The organism is Candidatus Cardinium hertigii, from assembly GCF_003788695.1.
On the sequence record NZ_RARA01000024.1, the window covers coordinates 115,196 to 135,600 of the forward strand.

The window sequence follows — 20,405 nt, forward strand, 5'->3', positions numbered from 1 at the left end:
TTATATACAATATACTTTTGGTTTTGTTTTTGGTTTTGGCTGCCTGCCTAGAACAAGGCGTTTTTTTATGGATATATAGATGGTTTTATGTAAGTGGCTAGTTTTATGTAAGTGGCTAAATAAGGATTATCTCTTTACATCATAAAAGATAAAGTAGCAACCATACCATTACCATATAAAACCGTATAAACAATAAAGAAATCAATTATGGAGTTTACGATATCATCAGCTTTGCTATCGCAACAGCTCACTGCTATTAGTGGGGTTATAGCCCGTAATCCGATTGTACCGATCTTAGAAAATTTTCTTTTTCAGATAGATTTTGATCGTTTGATCGTAACGGCGTCCGATTTACAGACTTCCTTAAGTGCTTCTTTAGGGATTACCTCAGATATACAAATAAGTGTGGCTATACCCGCCCGTATGTTACTGGATACGGTTAAAAACTTGCCAGAACAGCCTATTAGGATAGAAATTAATCCAAATTCTTATACGATTTCTATTAAATCTGACAATGGTTATTATAAGTTAGCAGGAGAGAACGCTAGTGATTTTCCACAACTAACCGCTATCACTGATGGTATAACATTCCATACAGAGGTGGATGTACTGAAAAGCGTTTTACAAAAAACCATGTTTGCGACGAGCAATGATGAACTTAAACCGGCTATGTCCGGTGTATATATAACGTTAACCAATACCATGGCGACTTTTGTGGCTACGGATGGGCATCGGTTGGTTCGTTACAATCGTTACGATCTGACAGCATCTACACAAAGCCCAATTATTGTGCCTAAAAAAGCATTGATGCTTTTAAATGGCCTTTTGGGTGGTAAAAATAAAACTGCAAACGTTTCTTTTGATCAACATAAAATCCAATTTCATATCGATAACATTAGTGTTATTGCTAGATTAGTAGACGAACGTTATCCAGATTACGAAAATGTCATACCAAAGGAGCATACTAGTAAGCTTACCATAAATAGGCCTGCGCTCGTAAGTTCTTTAAGACGTATCGCTATTTATGCCAACAAGGCTACCCATCAGGTAAAATTAACCATTATAGATAACGAACTGGCACTTTCTGCAGAAGATTTGGATTTTTCCAATGAAGCAAAAGAACGACTTGTTTGTATGTATGAAGGTTTACCATTAGAAATAGGGTTTAATGCAAAACTTTTATTAGATATGCTTTCTAGCATAATAACAGAAGAAATAGAATTTTTCTTCTGGGAAGCTAATAAGGCTGTTTTAATTTTTCCTAAAGTACAAGATCAGCATGAACATCTACTATTGTTGATTATGCCTGTTATTTTTTAATCGTTTATTTTATATCGCTCTTTAATCTTTCGCATCTATTTTATTTATATTCTTTATAAGACTCATGATACCATATGCTTCTAACCTTTTTCGTTTTATTGCGATTTTTTTATTATTGACTACAAATTTTTCCCAAGCAAAATCAGATGAAAATAAACACAACCAACTCATTGTTCTCTTCCATGGATTTGCCAACAATGTTGCTTCTTTAAAAACAATACAAACAAAACTGGAGCAAGCCTTTCCTTGTGCTACTGTGGTTGCATTGGCTAATGTTGAAAAGATGCAAAGCTTAAACCTTTCTATACAAGAACAAGTTGAAGTGAGCTTCAAAGAACTTAATCAAAAGGTAGCTGATCTAGGCAATAAGTCTATTGTATTTATAGGCCATAGCCAGGGTGGAGTGCGTGCGTATGCTTTACTCAAGCAGTATGCACACCTATTACAGGTAAAAGGGCTGGTTACATTGGCCACCCCATGGGAAGGTTCGCCTGGTGGTAGGGTAAATGAAAAAATGTTACTAGAACATTTAACGGATCCTGTTTTAAACGACCTGCGTATGCTTTCCCTGAGCCTTGGGTATCCTGCTGATACCCTTACTGAGCAACTTAAGTTAGAAATTAAAAATCATCAAAGCATACTGCACTTCCCTGGCGCAAAAGATTTACTAGTTGATAGTACATTTTTGTGCGAGATCAAAAAAACGCTTCCTCATACAAAAGTGCCTATATTAGCTATAGGAGGAGGGCAAGATGATTTTAGGGCCCTTGTACCCAAAAAGATACCGCATTCTTTTAAAGCTTTAAATAGCATGTATACTTGGTTAATAGTAGGAGAAGCGAAATGCAATCGTAGTCACGATATGTATATTCCTCTTTATAGCCAGCTTGCGCTAAATATTGTACCAAAAAATAAGAAAAATTTCAAAAGAATTTTTATCAAAGATGTCTTTCATAGTAGAAAGGTTTGGACTATTGTAACGGTTCCACCATATAGAAATATTCTTTCGAATCCTCGCGTATTGCATGCCATTATAAAATTTACTAAAAAAGCACTTACGCAAATATAACTAAAATAATAGCTGATGTTACGCAGTATTATGTAACATTCAATCGCTTAATAAGTGGAAAATAATACTATTATTTTGTGGTTTACTGGAGTAGTGTCTGAGTGGTTGAAAGTGTCCGTCTCGAAAACGGATGTGCCATTGATAATGGTACCGGGGGTTCGAATCCCTCCTACTCCGCACATCCTATAAAACCATACCCGTTTAGTCGTGTGAACTATGCGTATCCGTTTACGTTCGCAACAATTAGCGATAGTATAATAATGCAAAATCATAAAAAACGCACCTTGAAAATGCGCCTTGAAAATGCGCCTTGAAAAAACTGCTGAAAAGAAAGGAAAAAATAAAAGAAAATCAGCCTGTCTGAGCCTACTCTTCGTCTTTGAAAAGCTGGCTGCGCTTTACCCCACCAGATATATCATCTGGCGGGGACCCCTGTTCCGCTTCGGGATTCAGCGTACTCACATAGTTCTACTATGCTGCGTGCGCTTCACCCTCGCGCGCCTTGCGAGCCTTCCAAATCCATTGAGTAAGCTTACTCTTCGTCTTTGAAAAGCTGGCTGTGTTTCCGCTTCGGGATTCATCGTACTCACATAGTTCTACTATGCTGCGTGCGCTTCACCCTCGCGCGCCTTGCGAGCTTTCCAAATCCATTGAGTAACCGTAGGAGCGAGATTTGATTTTCGGTTTTTTTCCTTTCTTTTCAGCAGTTTTTTCACCAGCGCTTGATTTTTTTTGGCTACTTTTTTTGATCAAGCAAAAAAAGTAGCTTTAAATAATCTATAAAATACGGCTGCCACGCATGTGAACGGATATAACACTTCTGCTACGCACGTGAACGGATACTACCTACTACCTACCATGCAAGTGTACATTCCAATTTTGGTTTCCAAGAGAACTTCCATTGCTTATTTAGGTCTTTTTTCCAATGGAAAGGAAAAGCTATCAAAACTTTAACAGGATCATAGGATTCAATAGATAAGAAACCATTCCAAAAAGTTAATTGTGGAGTTATAGTATGTTGCGTATCTTGAAGGCGTAAATTATCTAGCTTATTAATCCATCCTGCTGGTTGAATAGCATAGCTAACTGCAAAGCTCGCCTTTCTTAAAAACCAGATCAGTGGTATCTGCCAGTCGTCTAGATATAAAGGAAAACCATAAAGTAGCTGGAATTTGGGTAAGATTTCAGATTTGGGAAACAAAACATGCTCTTTCGAGTAATGCCTATATTGACACTCTGGTATCAAACCGGTATAATGATGAGGGAAAATCCCTGGAAAAAAAAGATGAAATTGAACATTCCAGTCAAGGTCATAACTATATGTCTCGGTATGCTCGAATCTATGATTATAACTTATATCAAGTTGTTGAGACCAAGGCGCATGCATATCTTTTATACAGCTCGTAGCTGCATTTTTTATCATAAATTTATATTGCACATAATCTAAAATATTTCCTTTATCAAATAGCCTTAGTATAGGACTAATGTGTAAATAGGTTTCTCCACTAGAACTATCCAACGTAAAATAATAGGGAAACTTTATACCTACTTCTAGTTGTTTCCTCCAGGAAGTCTTATCCTGCACAGATAATTTTCGTTGGAAACTAAAATCCGCATTTAGAATTGGATAACAGGTTTGATATTGTATATCTAAACCTAATGCACTGGTCTTTTGTTCATTGTTTTGGTCCTTCCACTCTGGATTAAATTGATGATAGAAATGGGGACGAGCTTTAAAATTATGCTGTAAGCTTAGTAATTCAGGCAACAGCACTTTACCTCCTATGATCTTGGGCTCATCTAATGCTATACTGCTAAAACCTAAACTATCTCTCCAAAAGTTATAGTTGGTTATGGGATAGACATGTTCAGGGACCTGTGCTAATATATCACTATTATTTTCTTGTGCAACCAAAGTCTCATAGTGACGTACTGTTCTATCTTCTACCCTTTCTAGGGGTAGCCACGAAAGCGGATCAAAAGGCATAACTGCTATGGCCATACCATCTTTAGTATAATCATTGAAAACAAGTTGATGGTTTACAGGATCCACCATACCTAGATAGGCACCATATTTTCGTGAGGTAACCTGAAAACCATGCTTGGTAGGTAAATGCATTGCATAAATGTTATCAATACCATTATAAGAACTGTTATAGAGCAAATAATCTTTATATATCTTAGGGGAATTTCTATGTTCATAGGAATAAGGCAAAAGTATTTCCACTTTGTCTGTATGCACATTAATCCGTACAATACTATTTTGTCCTTCCTTGGTGTGTATGGCCACTATATGCGCTTCATCGCACCAACTGGGCGTTAAATAATAACCACCCGCTGCATTATCTATTTTTTTGAGAACCCTACCCTGCTGGGTTTCTAAAATAACCAAGTAAATGGTACCACCTTTGTCCACCTCTACCGCAACCAATTGAGCAGTATTAGGACTTATAGCTAGCGCATTATATCTACAGTTTTTAGTAAGCGTTCGATTTTTTTTGCTCTTAAAATCATAATATTGCAAACGAACCGTATAATTATATGTACGATTTTCCAGCGTCTTTCCTTGCCAAGGGTGCAAACAGCTTTCTAACCAAGCTGCACATCCCTGCCCTATATCAAAAGCAGCAGGAGCAAGGATATCGCGGGTAAAGCAGCATCGTGTTTCTTGAAAATGAGTAGAAGCTTTTTTCAATAAAGCAGTCGATTTAGAAAAAGAATGGGGAGACAAGCTTACCAATTGAGGACGTACGCCTAAGCCCTTCTTCCAAGCCTTTAGGTTACCTGATACATCCATAAAGGGCTTGATGTAATCAATAGGATCTGTTGTATCTGCTGATGGTTGAATAGTAATGTGGGTGGCAGGCGTAATGCTTAATCCTTCTAACTGTTTTTGCCAACCCCATAACAGCTCTTGGTTCATTTCCTTATATATTTCTAATACTGACTTTTTGGTAACTTCTTTTATAGCATTATAAAATCCAAAAAAAGGAACCCTGCGCACACTTTTTTCATAAATAGCCCTAATCGCTTGCGCACCATACTTCTTCCGTATGTGTGTACAAAAATAATAACCTAATCTATATATACCTGGCATTCTATGTTGATAAGAACCAAACAATTGTTTGCCAAAACTAATTGGTTTACGTTCCAGTAGATTAACTTTATACAACTTTTCCCATCCAGGGAAACGTCCACGTCCACTTTTGGTAAGTGCTGTTTCCACGCAAACTGCATCACCTTCACTAAAAAAACTTGGAACACCACTACAGGTAATCGTATTCCCCCAAAAGTAGAAAGGCTTAAGCAGAAAAGGTGTATAATGATATTGAATACTATGTTGCACTACATGCCTGAACTCATGTATACATAAAAGGCTTATAAAATCAGCATTGCCACAAAAATAGGGATTAGCAGGATAGAAATTAGAAAACATCAACTGACGCGGCGGTGAAGAAAAACAGGAGTTGGCTTCAGCAGATTGATTATTTAACCATAAACGAATAGCGCCGGGATAAATGCCCAATGATCTAGAGACAGGCTTATAAATGGTTTCTAACGTATTGGCTATACGCTGTGCTTGGTTCATCGTACGTTTATCAAACGCTATACTAAAATGGGGGGTTTCTATTTTTTGCATGCATTCGGCATAAGTAGGAAAACTACCCAGCAAAAAACAGCAACAAGTGATAATAAATAGAAAAAGCTTAAAAATCATTCGAAATAAAAAAATTAGGCCTAAGAAAGCATAAAGCTACTTTCAAGAAGAGCGACTTGTTATGTAAAGAAAGTAATATAAGAAAATAATTTACAAAATAAGGCTATATCACTTGATTTAATGGTTTACCAAAAACACAATAGTAGTTTTTATTGTAATAATTATAAATGGGTTTCCAAAATGATTAACCATATAGTAACCAATACCATATGAATATTCTTCAGATTTTAAGAATAAACGTATTGGTATTAAATATTTAGTGGTCACTTCAAATTATACCCGTACTGTTTAGCTTTTGGTTTAAATATGGATATATTAGGATAACCTCATTATAATCGGATTTACGCTGGTAGCTATGTGCATTAGCCATTTCTTATTTTTTTTGTAAATTTCTTTGTAGTTGTATAGTTTTGAAAACGCATTTCTGAAACCATTTTTTCTAAAAAATTACCAGATTTGAATATGTTAAAAACCCATTATGCTCTTTTTTTCTTTTTAGCCATTAGGATCTGCTGATATGGAACGTACAATCATTGTAGGTGATGTGCATGGCTGTTATAAAGAGCTTACCTATCTACTAAAAACCATTGCATATAAGCCAAGTGATAGGCTAATTTTTGTAGGTGATCTTATTGCCCGTGGCCCTGATTCCTTGGGAGTATTAAAACTTGTACGAGAAATAGGCGCTCTTGTTGTACGGGGGAATCATGAGGAAAAACTTCTTTTGTGGCGTACTTCTCAAGAAGATTCGAACGATTATAATTCTAAATCAGTGGAATTACTTCCTATGCATCTGGCTATTGCCCAAGCATTAACCGAAGAGGATTGGATGTGGATGCACTCTTTCCCACTCTGGTATGCTCTGCCTGAGCATGAACTCCTTGTCGTGCATGCGGGTTTGGTGCCTGGCATTACGCTAGCCTGCCAAGATCGGAAGGTGCTGCTCTCTATTCGTGGACTCACTGAGGAGAAAAAACCTTGTTATAATAAGAACCATTCCCAATGGTGGGGGAGGGCATATAAAGGCCCCCCTCATATTGTTTTTGGTCACAATGCTTTTTTTGAGCCTCAATTTCATCCGTGGGCAACAGGAATTGATACAGCATGTGTTTATGGAGGAATGTTGACAGCCATGGTTCTTCAAAAGGAACAGGTCATTCCTCGCGGTCAAGCAGTCAAAAAGTTGCTGATATCCCAATCATCCATGGGTGTTTATTATCCTTATTAATATATTTTTTGTAATATATAGCTTGCTGTAAAGAACAGGGCTAAAAACAATTTTTTTTGAAGCATTCTAAAAAATGCGTAATTCAGTAAAACTAAGGAGCTTTTTTACGGTATGGGCTTGGAGGATATGAGACATAATAGTGTTTATCCATACAATTTACTAACAATCTACTAACTACTAACTTATAATAATTTTTACCTTTCATATCCGTTAACAATAACAATGATCTATTTTATTATTGCATGGCTACTGGGTTTAACCATTGGATGGTTAGTAGCAAATATTTTGCGAAAAACAGCCCTTGCAACCTTAGCAAATACCATTACTAACCTAGAAAGGGATTTGGGAGAAAGTAAGCATCAATCCCTATTATTTCAGGAAAAACATCTGCAAATTAGCAAAGAATTAGCCACCTCAGTGGCACACCATATCCACTTAGAAAAGAAAATAGCTGAACAGGGAGAATCTTTTAACCTCCTGCAAACCCAACTAAGCATTCATTTTAAAAACTTAGCAAATGACCTATTAGAAGAAAAAAGTAAGAAATTTACAGACCAAAGCCAGCTCCAAATGGAACGATTGTTAACACCGCTCAATGAAAAAATTACTACTTTTGAAAAACAAGTAACGCATTATAACCAAGAGAGTTTGGCAAGGAATGTAGCTTTACGAACAGAATTAAAGCAGCTACATGAACTTAATATAAAAATCACGAAAGAAGCTGAAAATTTGACTAAAGCCCTTAAGGGAGATGCAAAATTACAGGGCGGATGGGGAGAATTTATTTTAGAAAATATTCTCACACAATCTGGACTAGTCAAAAATAGAGAATATGTTATACAACCCTCTATTACAACGGAAAATGGACAAAGATTGCAGCCAGATGTAGTAATTAATCTTCCCGAAGGCCGAAATATTATTATTGATTCAAAAGTATCTTTGAACCATTATGAGCAATTTTTTAATATGGATAATGAAATGCAACGGTCTTTTCACCTCAAACAACATATCCATTCTATTAGACGTCATATTAAAACACTAAACGAAAAAAGTTATCAATCGCTTTATGGACTTCAGCATTTAGACTTTGTATTAATGTTTATACCTATTGAACCAGCCTTTGTATTAGCTGTTCAAGAAGCAGCAACCCTTTTTAATGAAGCCTATGAACGCAATATTGTTATCGTCTCTCCTTCAAATTTAATGGCCACCCTACGAACCATTGCAAACCTATGGCGCCAAGCATACCAAAATCAAAATGCTGTAGAAATTGCCACACAAGGAGGCGCCCTATATGATAAATTTGTTTCCTTTATAGAAGATATTAAAAATATAGGCCGTCAGTTAGATTTAACTAAAAAAAACTATTTAGAAGCAACCAAAAAACTATATGATGGAAAGGGTAGTTTAGTATCTAGGGCACAAAAAATGAAAATATTAGGTGCACGTACCAGTAAAGTATTGGACCAACAACTGATAGATAAAGCTATAAATAATGAAAATGAAAAGGAAAAAGAAGAATAAAAAAGGTATAGATACCTATTTAATATATAATGATTTTATCCATTTTGTTAAAAACTATTTCTTTTTTGTTAAAAACTATTTCTTTTAAAGCTACTTTTTTTGCTTGATCAAAAAAAGTAGCCAAAAAAAATCAAGCGCTGGTGAACAAAGCTGTTGAAAATTTCAGCCTGAAAGCTGAAAATCAAAACTCGCTCTATGGTTACTCAATGGATTTGGAAAGCTGGCAAGGCGCGCGAGGGTGAAGCGCACGCAGCATAGTACGCACTATGCAAGTTCGCCCCATGATGTATGTACATACATCATGGGGACCCCAAGTACGCTGAATCCCGAAACGGAACGCAGCCAGCTTTTCAAAGACGAAGAGTAGGCTCAAACAGGTTGATTTTCTATTACCTTTCAGCCTGAAATTTTCTAGTCACAGCTTTGTTCAAGGCGCATTTTTTACGATCTAGTATTATTGCACTATTTCTAATGGGTGTGAACACAGATACGTATAGACCACATGACTGAACGCATACTAATGCTACTTACTTTGGGTGTCTTCTATATTACGATCAAATTGATCAAACGCATAGTCAGCCATTAATACCGTTTTAAGGTAATAAACGACCTCATTAAGCGCATGGACAAATTTGTTTACATCTTCCTTATATAGAAAAATTTTATGTTTTTCGTAAAACTTCCCATCTTCTTCTGTTTTTTTCTTGCTTTCTGTGATGGTGAGGTAATAATCCCCACCTCTGGTAGATTTTATATCAAAGAAATAAACCCTTTTCCCCGCATTTACTCTTTTGGAATAAACCTCATCTAGTCCTGTGTTTAATTCCACTATATATTATATTTTAAGTTGTTAGTGTAAGTAAGTATGTAATATGTATTTATATCCTATAAACGTTTAACAGCCATGCAAAAATTTCTTTTTTGCTAGCAACGCTTCTGGCGTTTCCTGATGGTCAAGGTCCAATACACAGCAATCTACAGGGCAAACGGCTGCGCATTGAGGTTCTTCGTGAAAACCTACGCATTCAGTACATTTGCCCATAACAATATAAAACGTATCATGCGTATAAGGATCTTGCGGCAAAGCTGCATTCAGTATTTTCCCTTCTACCTCTACTGTTTGCAACTGCGTACCTTGTGACCATTGCCAATCCACACCGCCCTCATATATCGCAGTATTGGGACAGGCTACTTCGCATGCACCACAATTAATACATGCGTCTGTTATCCGTAAAGCCATAGCTCATAAAAATTTTAATTATATCCGTTTAGACAACTACTAAATTAACAGAAATAAAAGATTGCAGCAAATCTCTTCCCAATAAAATAACGCCTACATGCTAATGTTTATAGAATATTAGGTTGTTTTGTTTACAATTCTAATCCAATTTTTAAAATTTCTAATTCAATAATACCAGAAGGGGTATCAATACGTGCTATTTCGCCCACCTTTTTACCTAATAATCCTTTTCCCATAGGGGAATTAATCGATATTTTACCCTGCTTTAGGTCAGTTTCACCCTGTGAAACAAGCATAAAAACAGATTCTGTTTGGGTTTTCCTATTTCTGACACGTGTTTTACAGAGAATGGAAACCCGGGAAAAGTCAATTTCACTCTCTTTTAATACCCTAGCATTTGCTACCAAAGTTTCCAATGTAGCAATCTTTGCTTCCAACAAGCCTTGCGCTTCTCTAGCAGCATCATACTCTGCATTTTCACTTAAATCGCCTTTTTTACAGGCTTCTGCAAGGTCATTAGCTATGCGTATTCGACCTTCGCTTTTTAACCAACTAAGCTCTTTTTTAATTTGCTCTAGCCCTTCTTCTGTATAATAAGACATGGATACTCTTAGTTTTATGTTCTAATGGTTTTGGTATGGGTATGATTTTCATTATGAAATTACTTCAAAAAATTTACCGCATCTAACCATCTAATCTTTAATATTTAAAATTTATATGTATGTTGAGTTAACAAAGCATAGATATACCTAACAATACAAAGGCAATAGATATCATACTAAACTTATATCCAGCTAATATGGGTACTGCTATAACACCCAAATGCATACCTATAGAAAGCAGCGCCAGTAGCACTGCTAAAAATGTTACAATTGCTTTTGTATTGCCTTTCATGTTCATTGTATATACACAAATTATTATTCCTTTCAGGTTGCACCCATAATTATGGGTGCATTATCTGAATATTTCGTTTTTGTAACAGGTATTGTAAGTAAAACCCAAAAATAGGGTATTTTTAAGTAAATTCCTTTTGTTTACTTCCCGTTGACCATACCGTTGATCATACTAGGAAGTTGGTTTTAGATATTTGCGTAAAAATTATATACGCATTAGCAACATACAATATTATATATAATATGTATTAGCGCAATGCAATTGCTTATAAAAAAATTAAAACGTTAAGTAGGGTTGCTTTTTATTTGTATGCGTACTAAATTCATATACATATACATATGGCTGAAAGGATCGGATGTGGTAGTATAGATGGTAGTGGAAAACCATCACGCTATACTTGGGTATTAAAATGAAAAATGGGCATTAAAATAAAAAACAAATGAAAAACATAAGAGGCAGTTTAATCCTTAGCATAGGGTTTGTATTGAGTAGTATTATTTTTAGTGGGGCATTTGTGTATGTGCGTTCCCTAGGCGCTCAATGTATTAGCGTAAAAGGTCTAGCAGAGCGAGAAGTAGACGCTACTATAGGCATTTGGGATATTCGTTTTGAGACGGCAGGTGAGGATTTGAATCAAGTTAATGTACAAATCAAGCAACAAACCGATACGGTAGTTTCTTTTTTAAGAGAACAGGGTTTTATAGATCAGCATATAGTTTATGGCATACCTCAACTGAAGGACAATGCACAATATAATACACAACAAGATAAGAAACTAAGATATATAGAAGAAATGCAACTAACGGTACATACATCAGATGTTTCTTTGCTTTGGGCAGCTGTACAAAAATCTCAAGAATTACTCAAGAAGGGTGTCCAATTAAAGATGCACTGGAGAGATCCTGTAAAATTTGAATTTACGGAGCTAAATAAAATTAAGGTTGCTATGTTACAAGAAGCTACCATAAACGCCAGAACTGCAGCGGAACAATTGGCTGCTGATGCCCATATACAGTTAGGTTCTTTGCGTACTGCTACGCAGGGTACTTTTTCAATAAGTGATACCCATATACCGACCAAGAAACATGTACGCATCGTTACCTATGTAAATTATGCCATTAAGTAGCAATAGCTACGTGATAAGCCTGAAGGAAGGCTTGCATAACGTTTTCGTGGTAAAAACCTTTGAATATGTATAACACACTTGCTGCAATTTTCTATTGCAACGACGCGTAGTTCTTATTTATGGTATCCGTTCAGTCATGTGGCCTATACGTATCTCTGTTCACACCAATTAGAGATAGCGGAATAATACTAGATCGTAAAAAATGCGCCTTGAACAAAGCTGTGACTAGAAAATTTCAGGCTGCAAGGTAGTAGTAGAAAATCAGCCTGTTTGAGCCTACTCTTCGTCGTATCCGTTCAGTCATGTGGCTTATATATATCCATTTTCGTACCAATTAGAAATAGCATAATAATGCAAGATTATAAAAAACGCGCCTTGAACAAAGCTGTGATTAGAAAATTTTAGTTTGAAAGCTATTAGAAAATCAACTTGTTTGAGCCCAAGGCTGCAAGCCTGGGCGAGTTTTGATTTTCAGCTTTCAGCCTGAAATTTTCAACAGCTTTGTTCACCAGCGCTTGATTTTTTTTGGCTACTTTTTTTGATCAAGCAAAAAAAGTAGCTTTAAAAGAAAAAGAAGTAGTTTTTAACAAAATGGATAAAATCATTAATAATCTATAAAATATGTCTACCACGCAAGTGAACGGATACTTACGTAAAAATAAACCCATGCTAAATATAATATGTATTATATGCTTAAAAAGAGAAAATTGTCCCTTCTGTTTAGGATGTTTATCTATATTATCCTTATTATCTTTGTATTTCCGGCTATAGCTACTGCACATTTTGTAGAAAAAGAGACAGGATTTCCTCAAGTTGCGCATATAGTTAAATCGGTTCCCATAGGCAATCACCTGTCTCCTATAGAGGTCCATATAGCTGCTGCCAAAGGCAATATAGTACATTTGCGCTCCTTAATTGCTAACGGAAAAAATGTACATCTAGTAGATAATAACAAAATTAGTGCCCTGCATATTGCCGCTTCTAAAGGCCATTTACACTGCGTACAAGAACTGATCAATGTAGGTGCTAAGGTAAATATGGTTGATAATCTGGGTAGAACTCCTTTGTATTTTGCTGCACAAAATGGACATACTGCTATTATTAGGGAGCTGATTGCGATTGGAGCTAGTGTGCATACGTCAAATTATCTAGGAAGATCACCCCTTCATGTAGCCTCAGAAGCTGGCCATACCAATTGTATACACTATTTGATTAGCAAAGGAGCGAATGTGCATAAACTTGATGAAGATAATGTTACACCACTTCATTGTGCTGCTTTATCTGGTTCTCTTCCCTCTATGCAAGCATTAATTCAAGCAGGTGCAAAGGTTCAAGTCTTTACCAAAAAGGATAAGGTAACACCCCTTCATATAGTAGCGCAAAGTGGTAAAGTTGAAAATCTAGGACTGCTAGTGCAGCATAATGCTGATATCAATGCTATTACGTCAAGTGGTATTTCTGCTTTGTATTTAGCAGCTCAATATGGACAGCTTGACATGCTACAGGCATTGTTAAACTATAAAGCAGATATCCATGCAATAGATGGACTCAATACACCCTTACATGCTGCAGCTTTGAATGGTCATGTAGATTGTTTACAGCTATTACTACGAACTGGTGGAAATCCATGTGTGCGTAATAAGCACCAAAATACGCCTTTACATTTAGCGGCTCGTTATGGTAAATTGACTTGCCTGCAAACATTGATCGCAGCCAATCAAGAAGGCATACAAGCAATTGGTGAAAAACAACGCACACCACTGCACTGGGCAGCTCAATCAGGTCATTTTGCTTGCGTAGAGCAGCTTATTAAGGAAGGAAGTGCTATAAATGCACCGGATATCTATAAAAAGACGCCCTTACATCTAAGCGCTTTCCATGGCCATCATCACTGTATAGCTATTCTTTTAAAGGCTGGTGCGGATGTGTATGCTACCACAGAAGAAGTATTTACACCGTTGCATATGGCTGCCAAAGGCGGCCATATATTATGTTTACAATTACTGCTAGCAGCTGGGAGCAAGCCTTTTGCGGTTGATCGGTTTAAGAATACACCGCTGCATTTCTCTATTGCATTGCAACATATAGATTGCAGTTTAGCACTTATAAAAGCAGGAGCAGTTGTAAATGTAGCCAATCACTGGGGCGTTATGCCTCTGCATGTAGCTACAAAACAGGGTAATTTGGCTTGTTTACAAGAACTTATCAAGGCAAAATGTAAAGTTAATGCCGTAACCAAATCAGGTACTACTGCTATGCATATGGCCGCAAAAAAAGGGTATACAGATTGTTTGAAAGAATTGATACAATCCGGGGGAAAGATTAGCGCTTGCAATAAAGCAAAAGAAACACCCCTGTATCTGGCAGCTGCTGGTGGCCATTTTGCCTGTATAGAAGCATTGATTGAAGCAGATCAACAGGGGAAAGCTATCACTAAAAAACGCATAATGGATAGTCCATCAATTATTAATAAGGCTATGAAACATAAGCTAAAACTAAATATGGCCAATCAATTTCATATAACACCTTTGCATGCTGCTGTTCAAAATAGGCATTCGGATTGTGTCTTGTTGCTGATACGCCATGGCGCCAAGGTAAATACTAAAAACAATAGAGGAGAAACGCCATTACACGCTGCCGCTCAAAATGGATGTGATATTTGTATAAGGGCTATACTAACTGCAAAAGCAGAAATTAATGCGCTAGATCAGCATAAAAATACAGCACTGCACCTTGCTGCTCAAAATGGCCATATAAAAGCTGTAAGGGCACTTATAAGAGCAGGTGCTTCATTAACTATGCCCAATACGTTTAATAAAACAGCTGCGTATTTGGCTTTACAGAATGGCCACATAAAGTGCCATCAAGAGCTGGAGCGCTTTCTTTTCAATAATCCTTCAAAATAATCCTTCTACTAGCTTTTAGACTGAAATTTTCTAATCACAGCTTTGTTCAAGGCGCGTTTTTTATAATCTTGCATTATTATGCTATTTCTAATTGGCCACACGATTGAACGGATACATACGTATAAGCCACACCGCTGAACGGATACGTTTTTTTGCTCAAGCAAAAAGTGAAAAAGAAGGATAGGGGAGTATAATACATAGATTCGGTCTACAAATTTGGTTGTATTCTTCCCATGGTACAAAATTTCTCGGTCCGTTCTTTTAGTAAAGTTTCTGTGGGCTTACTGGTTAAATTTCCTAGGTGCATTAGAATACTTTCTTTAACCAGCGCTGCGGCCGCTGGTAGATCTCTATGTGCGCCCCCTACTGGTTCCTTAATTAGCCCATCTACCAGACCAAAATTATACATATCATTAGCCGTTACTTGTAATACTTCCGCTGCTTGCTCCTTATAATCGCGATTTTTCCAAAGAATAGAAGAACAAGATTCAGGAGAAATAACAGAATACCAGGTGTTTTCTAACATCAATACACGGTCACCTATTGCAATACCTAAAGCACCTCCTGATGCACCTTCACCAATAACAATTGATATAATAGGTACACTCAGTCCAAACATAGCTTGAATGATGCGGGCAATAGCTTCTGCTTGGCCACGTTCCTCTGCTCCTAATCCTGGATAGGCACCAGGTGTATCTATAAAAGTAATAATAGCTTTATTAAATTTTTCTGCTAAATGCATAAGCCGAAGTGCTTTGCGATAACCTTCTGGATTTGGCATACCAAAATTGCGCATTTGCCGTTCTTTGGTGGTTCTACCCTTTTGATGACCAATCAACATCATCGTTTTTCCATTTATGGTACCAAATCCACCAACCATTGCTTTATCATCCCCTGCAAAGCGGTCTCCATGTAATGGTACAAAATCTTCTGTAATCTGTTGGATGTAGTCGAGTGTATAGGGTCTATCTGAATGGCGAGCCAACTGAACCCGTTGCCACCTGGTTAGATTTTGAAAGGTTCTATTTCTTAATTCTTGAATATCAGTAGACAACTTAGCTATTGAGGCCATTAACTCGGGTGCATTTTGCTGCTTAGCTGCTTTTTGCATGTTGGCAAGCTTTTCTTCAAGCTCAACAATAGGTTTTTCAAAATCTAATAGCATATAATACCATTTGCATTGTTTAAATTCTCATGGAAACAGCTGCTTTTTCACAACCATCTGTGCAAATTTTTTTAATTAATATGTTTCTGTGCCATTCAGCATACCTATTCTTTCGGTAATTGGATGATCCATCATATTTAACATTCCATTTATATACTACATGTATTATATACTATATAACTGGCTTAGTTTAAAACATAATTAAGATAAGTAAATCTATGAAATAATGTATCCGTTCAGTGGAGTGGCCTATGCGTATGCGTATCCGTATTCGTATCAATTAGAAATAGGTGCCCTTTCAGTCATGTGGCCTAAGCGTATTTGTTCACGTTCGTACCTAGCAAATAGTACTAATGCAAGATCATAAAAACGCGCCTTGAACAAAGCTGTGATTAGAAAATTTCAGTCTGAAAGCTATTAGAAAATCAGCCTGTTTGAGCCCAAGGCTGCAGGCCTGGGCAAGTTCTGATTTTCAGCTTTCAGACTGAAATTTTAACAGCTTTGTTCACCAGCGCTTGATTTTTTTTGGCTACTTTTTTTGATCAAGCAAAAAAAGTAGCTTTAAAAACAGTAATTTTTTAAAAAAAGAAGTAGTTTTTAAAAAAATGGATAAAATCATCAATTATTAATTATTAGTCATTTTCTGTAATCTATAAAATATGGCTGCCACGCAGGTGAACAGATTGATTGAAAAGTGCTGCTATAAACCATATTATACCCCACTATCTAACTTTTTTCATAAATTAGCGCTTAGAATAGTTTCCTTCCACCCCTATATACGCATGCATAGATGAAAAAGTATACCACGCAAATGCAATTAAACTTTGCACAAATTTCAAAAGATATAAACGATTTTTGGGAGGAAAACAAAATATTTGAACGCTCTATGCAACAACGCAAAAAAAATGAACCTTTCGTTTTTTTTGAGGGACCTCCTTCTGCCAATGGTGCACCAGGTGTACATCATATCTTATCTATGACGGTTAAAGATCTTTTTACCAGATATAAAACTATGCAAGGCTTTTATGTAGAGCGTAAAAGCGGCTGGGATACCCATGGTTTACCGGTAGAGCTTCAGGTTGAAAAACAATTGGGCATTACAAAGGAAGATATTGGTAAAAAAATTAGCATTATTGATTACAATCAGCAATGCCGAAAAACCGTTATGGCCTATACAAGCCAGTGGGAAGCCCTTAATAGGGAACTGGGTTACTGGAAAGATAACCAAGCGCCTTACATTACCTATGAACGTAATTATTTGGAGAGTGTTTGGTATCTGATAAAAGCACTTTATAACAAAGGTTTATTATATAAAGGTCACTCCATACAGCCTTATTCACCTGCTGCTGGAACGGGGCTCAGTTCCCATGAATTAAACCAACCAGGCGCTTATAAAGAGATCAATGATATGGCCCTTGTTGCACAGTTTAAACGAAGCGATAAAGAGAACGAATATTTTTTAGCATGGACTACTACTCCATGGACGCTTCCGGCTAATAGTGCCTTAGCTGTAGGTGCTGCCATTAATTATGTTAAAATAGCTACCATCAATCCCTATACACAGCTTCCTATTCAGGTGATTTTGGCTGAAGATGCGATAGAACGTTTTTTTACAGGAGCACAAAATAGTAAGGATAGCTACCAGCTGTCTCATCAGGCCCATACTACTGCTACTGCTACTACTACGGCTACGGCTTTGCCTTGGGAGATTGTGGCGCACTATAGCGGAACAGATTTAATAGGTTTGCGATATGAACAGCTTTTGCCTTATGTATCACCACAAGGAGATGCTTTTAAAGTAATAGCGGCTGATTTTGTAAGCACTACAGAAGGTACTGGAATCGTGCACATTGCACCTACTTTTGGTGCAGACGATTACCGAATAGCCCAAAAAGAAAATATTGCCTCTATTACGGTAACCCATCCAACTGGCCAAGTAGTACCCATTGTAGACAAACAAGGCCGTTTTGTGCCAGAAATTTCTGATTTTGCTGGACGCTATGTAAAGGTAGCGTATGAAAAAAATGCCCATTTGCCTTCTGTAGATTGGCTAATTGCTGATAAACTAAAGCAAGAAAATAAAGCGTTTCAGGTAGCACCGTACACCCACAGTTATCCCCACTGTTGGCGTACCCATAAACCGATTCTCTACTATCCATTGGACGCTTGGTTTATTAAAACTACGGCCTACAAAGAACTATTGGTTACTGTAAACAACTCCATTCAATGGAAACCCGCTACTGTGGGGAAAGGCCGATTTGGTAATTGGTTAGAAAATCTGGTAGACTGGAACATAAGCCGTGACCGCTATTGGGGTATTCCGCTTCCTATTTGGCGCACAGCTGATCAAACAGAAGAAAAATGTATCAGTTCCCTAGCTGAACTTAGATTTGAAGTGGATCAAGCCGTATTAGCAGGCTATATGCAAAGTGCGTTACCTGAAGCTATAGATTTGCATCGTCCTTATGTAGACGATATCATACTAGTCAGTAGCAATGGATTACCTATGTATCGCGAAACAGCTGTTATAGATGTATGGTTTGATTCTGGTGCTATGCCCTGTGCCCAATGGCATTATCCATTTGAAAACCAAGAAATATTTGAAAAAAACTTTCCTGCTGATTTTATTGCAGAAGGGGTGGACCAAACGAGAGGATGGTTTTTTACCTTGCATGTTATTGCGGTCTTGCTTTTTGAAACGGCTGCTTTTAAGCAAGTAGTGGCTATGGGATTGGTTTTGGATAAGGATGGCAATAAAATGTCTAAAAGCATCGGTAATACGCTTGACCCAATGAAGTTATTGACAAAATATGGTCCAGATGCGCTACGTTGGTATATGATCAGTAATAGCCATCCATGGGAAAATTTAAAATTTGATGTGGGAGGCGTAGAGGAAGTAATACGTAAATTTTTTATTACCCTAAACCATATCTATAATTTTTTTGCCCTTTATGCCAATATAGACCATTTCTACTTTCAAGCAGTACCACTGACCGATATGCATACAAGTGATAGATGGATTATTTCCCGCTGCAATTCATTGATTAAAACGGTAACAAAAGCCTATGATAGCTATGAACCTACCTTAGCGGCTAGAGCCATTCAAGATTTTGTAATAGATGATTTGAGCAACTGGTATGTACGCTTAAATAGAAAAAGATTTTGGAAAAATAGTCAAGATCAAGATAAAGAGGCTGCTTACCAGACCTTATATAATTGCCTACTGACCATTGCAAAACTTATAGCTCCAGTAGCTCCTTTTTATGCCGACTATCTTTACCAAGGATTGAATCAGGTTACTGGAAAAGAAAACCATGATTCTGTACATTTATCAGATTTTCCAGTAGGAGTAGGAGTAGGATCGGAGCAGGTGGTAGATCTCACATTGGAAACAGAGATGCTTCAAGTACAAACCATTGTTTCGTTAGCCCATGCCTTACGCAAGAAATATAAAATTAAGGTACGTCAACCTTTGCCTAGCATAAGCATTTTAGCAACGTCTCTGCTTAGGACAACAGACCTACCTAATGTAGAAGAGCTCATTAAAAATGAGCTTAATGTAAAGCAAATCTACTATTTAGATAATACGCATCAACTTATCCAGAAGAAAGTAAGACCCAACTTTTCCCTTTTAGGAAAACGATATGGTAGTAAAATGAAGCTACTGCATGAGGCTATACTAGCCTTAACAGCAGCTGACATTTGTGCGTTAGAAAGGGGCGAAACCCATCTATTATGGCTAGAAGATGAAAAAATACCCCTTACCCTAGCGGATGTATCCATTGTTACAGAAGATATGCCAGGCTGGTGTGTAGCTACAGAAGGAGCGCTTACCATTGCACTAGATATTACTCTAAATGAGGCATTACAAGAAGAGGGGATGGCACGGGAAATTGTCCACCGTATTCAACAGTTGCGCAAAGAGTTGAACTTTAAGGTTGAAGATAAGATTATAATTGATATTCAAAAAGAGCAACAAATTTACCAAGCTATTACCCAATATATGGATTATATTTGTACGGAAACACAAGCCATTTCATTGAATTTTGTGATGTATCCTACAGAAACAGAAACAGAAACAGAAACAGAAACAGAAACAAAAACAGAAGGCTCCATAATGCATATAGAAGGCATACAGGTAATGGTTTGGCTTACCAAAATGCCATGATATAAACGCAAGCTTTACTTGCTTTAGATGCATCCATTCAGCAGTAC

13 protein-coding genes and 1 tRNA gene are annotated in these 20,405 nt (G+C 37.0%); 8 read left to right on the plus strand and 6 right to left on the minus strand.

The annotated features are described in order from the left end of the window. The first annotated feature begins 207 nt into the window (after positions 1-207). The 3 genes from dnaN to EDM02_RS02990 all read left to right on the plus strand — a co-directional run bounded on the left by dnaN (position 208) and on the right by EDM02_RS02990 (position 2,566). Positions 208-1,320 (plus strand): DNA polymerase III subunit beta, encoded by a 1,113-nt coding sequence (dnaN, locus tag EDM02_RS02980; RefSeq protein WP_123662973.1) that lies wholly within the window; start codon positions 208-210, stop codon positions 1,318-1,320. Between the two features lie 64 nt (positions 1,321-1,384). Continuing rightward, positions 1,385-2,389, plus strand: coding sequence for an esterase/lipase family protein (locus EDM02_RS02985; RefSeq protein WP_123662975.1), 1,005 nt, complete (start codon positions 1,385-1,387; stop codon positions 2,387-2,389). A gap of 87 nt (positions 2,390-2,476) precedes the next feature. After that, positions 2,477-2,566: transfer RNA gene (locus EDM02_RS02990), tRNA-Ser, on the plus strand. A 676-nt stretch (positions 2,567-3,242) separates the two neighbouring features. Here EDM02_RS02990 and EDM02_RS02995 read toward each other — a convergent pair. Further along, complete coding sequence (locus EDM02_RS02995) at positions 3,243-6,029, minus strand: TolB-like translocation protein (protein ID WP_123662977.1); 2,787 nt, start codon at positions 6,027-6,029, stop codon at positions 3,243-3,245. Between the two features lie 595 nt (positions 6,030-6,624). On the opposite strand from EDM02_RS02995, the gene EDM02_RS03000 reads away from it, so the two are divergent. Both EDM02_RS03000 and EDM02_RS03005 read left to right on the plus strand, forming a co-directional pair. Beyond that, a complete protein-coding gene (locus EDM02_RS03000; protein WP_123662979.1) occupies positions 6,625-7,335 on the plus strand; it encodes a metallophosphoesterase family protein in 711 nt (236 codons plus the stop codon). A 222-nt stretch (positions 7,336-7,557) separates the two neighbouring features. Further along, a complete protein-coding gene (locus tag EDM02_RS03005) occupies positions 7,558-8,859 on the plus strand; it encodes a DNA recombination protein RmuC (protein WP_123662982.1) in 1,302 nt (433 codons plus the stop codon). A gap of 523 nt (positions 8,860-9,382) precedes the next feature. Here EDM02_RS03005 and EDM02_RS03010 read toward each other — a convergent pair. From EDM02_RS03010 to EDM02_RS05670, 4 genes are all read right to left on the minus strand, one after another. Beyond that, positions 9,383-9,688 carry a DUF3276 family protein gene (locus EDM02_RS03010; RefSeq protein WP_123662984.1) on the minus strand — a complete coding sequence of 102 codons (306 nt, stop codon included), beginning with the start codon at positions 9,686-9,688 and terminating at the stop codon, positions 9,383-9,385. Between the two features lie 66 nt (positions 9,689-9,754). Further along, the gene (locus tag EDM02_RS03015) at positions 9,755-10,099 is read right to left on the minus strand and encodes a 4Fe-4S dicluster domain-containing protein (RefSeq protein ID WP_123662986.1); all 345 of its coding nucleotides are present in this window, start codon (positions 10,097-10,099) and stop codon (positions 9,755-9,757) included. Between the two features lie 131 nt (positions 10,100-10,230). After that, positions 10,231-10,701 carry a transcription elongation factor GreA gene (gene greA, locus EDM02_RS03020; RefSeq protein ID WP_123662988.1) on the minus strand — a complete coding sequence of 157 codons (471 nt, stop codon included), beginning with the start codon at positions 10,699-10,701 and terminating at the stop codon, positions 10,231-10,233. 127 nt (positions 10,702-10,828) lie between these two features. Next, positions 10,829-10,993: a hypothetical protein gene (locus EDM02_RS05670; RefSeq protein WP_184891109.1), complete on the minus strand. Its 165-nt coding sequence runs from the start codon at positions 10,991-10,993 to the stop codon at positions 10,829-10,831. 439 nt (positions 10,994-11,432) lie between these two features. On the opposite strand from EDM02_RS05670, the gene EDM02_RS03025 reads away from it, so the two are divergent. Together EDM02_RS03025 and EDM02_RS03030 are read left to right on the plus strand one after the other, a co-directional pair. Beyond that, positions 11,433-12,119 (plus strand): SIMPL domain-containing protein, encoded by a 687-nt coding sequence (locus EDM02_RS03025; RefSeq protein ID WP_123662990.1) that lies wholly within the window; start codon positions 11,433-11,435, stop codon positions 12,117-12,119. A gap of 689 nt (positions 12,120-12,808) precedes the next feature. Next, entirely contained in the window at positions 12,809-15,025 is a 2,217-nt protein-coding gene (locus EDM02_RS03030; protein ID WP_184891110.1) for an ankyrin repeat domain-containing protein, read from the plus strand. 208 nt (positions 15,026-15,233) lie between these two features. Here the strand turns inward: EDM02_RS03030 and EDM02_RS03035 are convergent, their stop codons facing one another. Continuing rightward, entirely contained in the window at positions 15,234-16,190 is a 957-nt protein-coding gene (locus EDM02_RS03035; protein WP_123662994.1) for an acetyl-CoA carboxylase carboxyltransferase subunit alpha, read from the minus strand. Positions 16,191-16,980: 790 nt separating this feature from the next. Between EDM02_RS03035 and ileS the strand changes: the two genes are divergently transcribed. Then, on the plus strand, positions 16,981-20,358 hold the full coding sequence (ileS, locus tag EDM02_RS03040; protein WP_123662997.1) for an isoleucine--tRNA ligase: 3,378 nt from the start codon (positions 16,981-16,983) through the stop codon (positions 20,356-20,358). Positions 20,359-20,405: the final 47 nt, after the last annotated feature.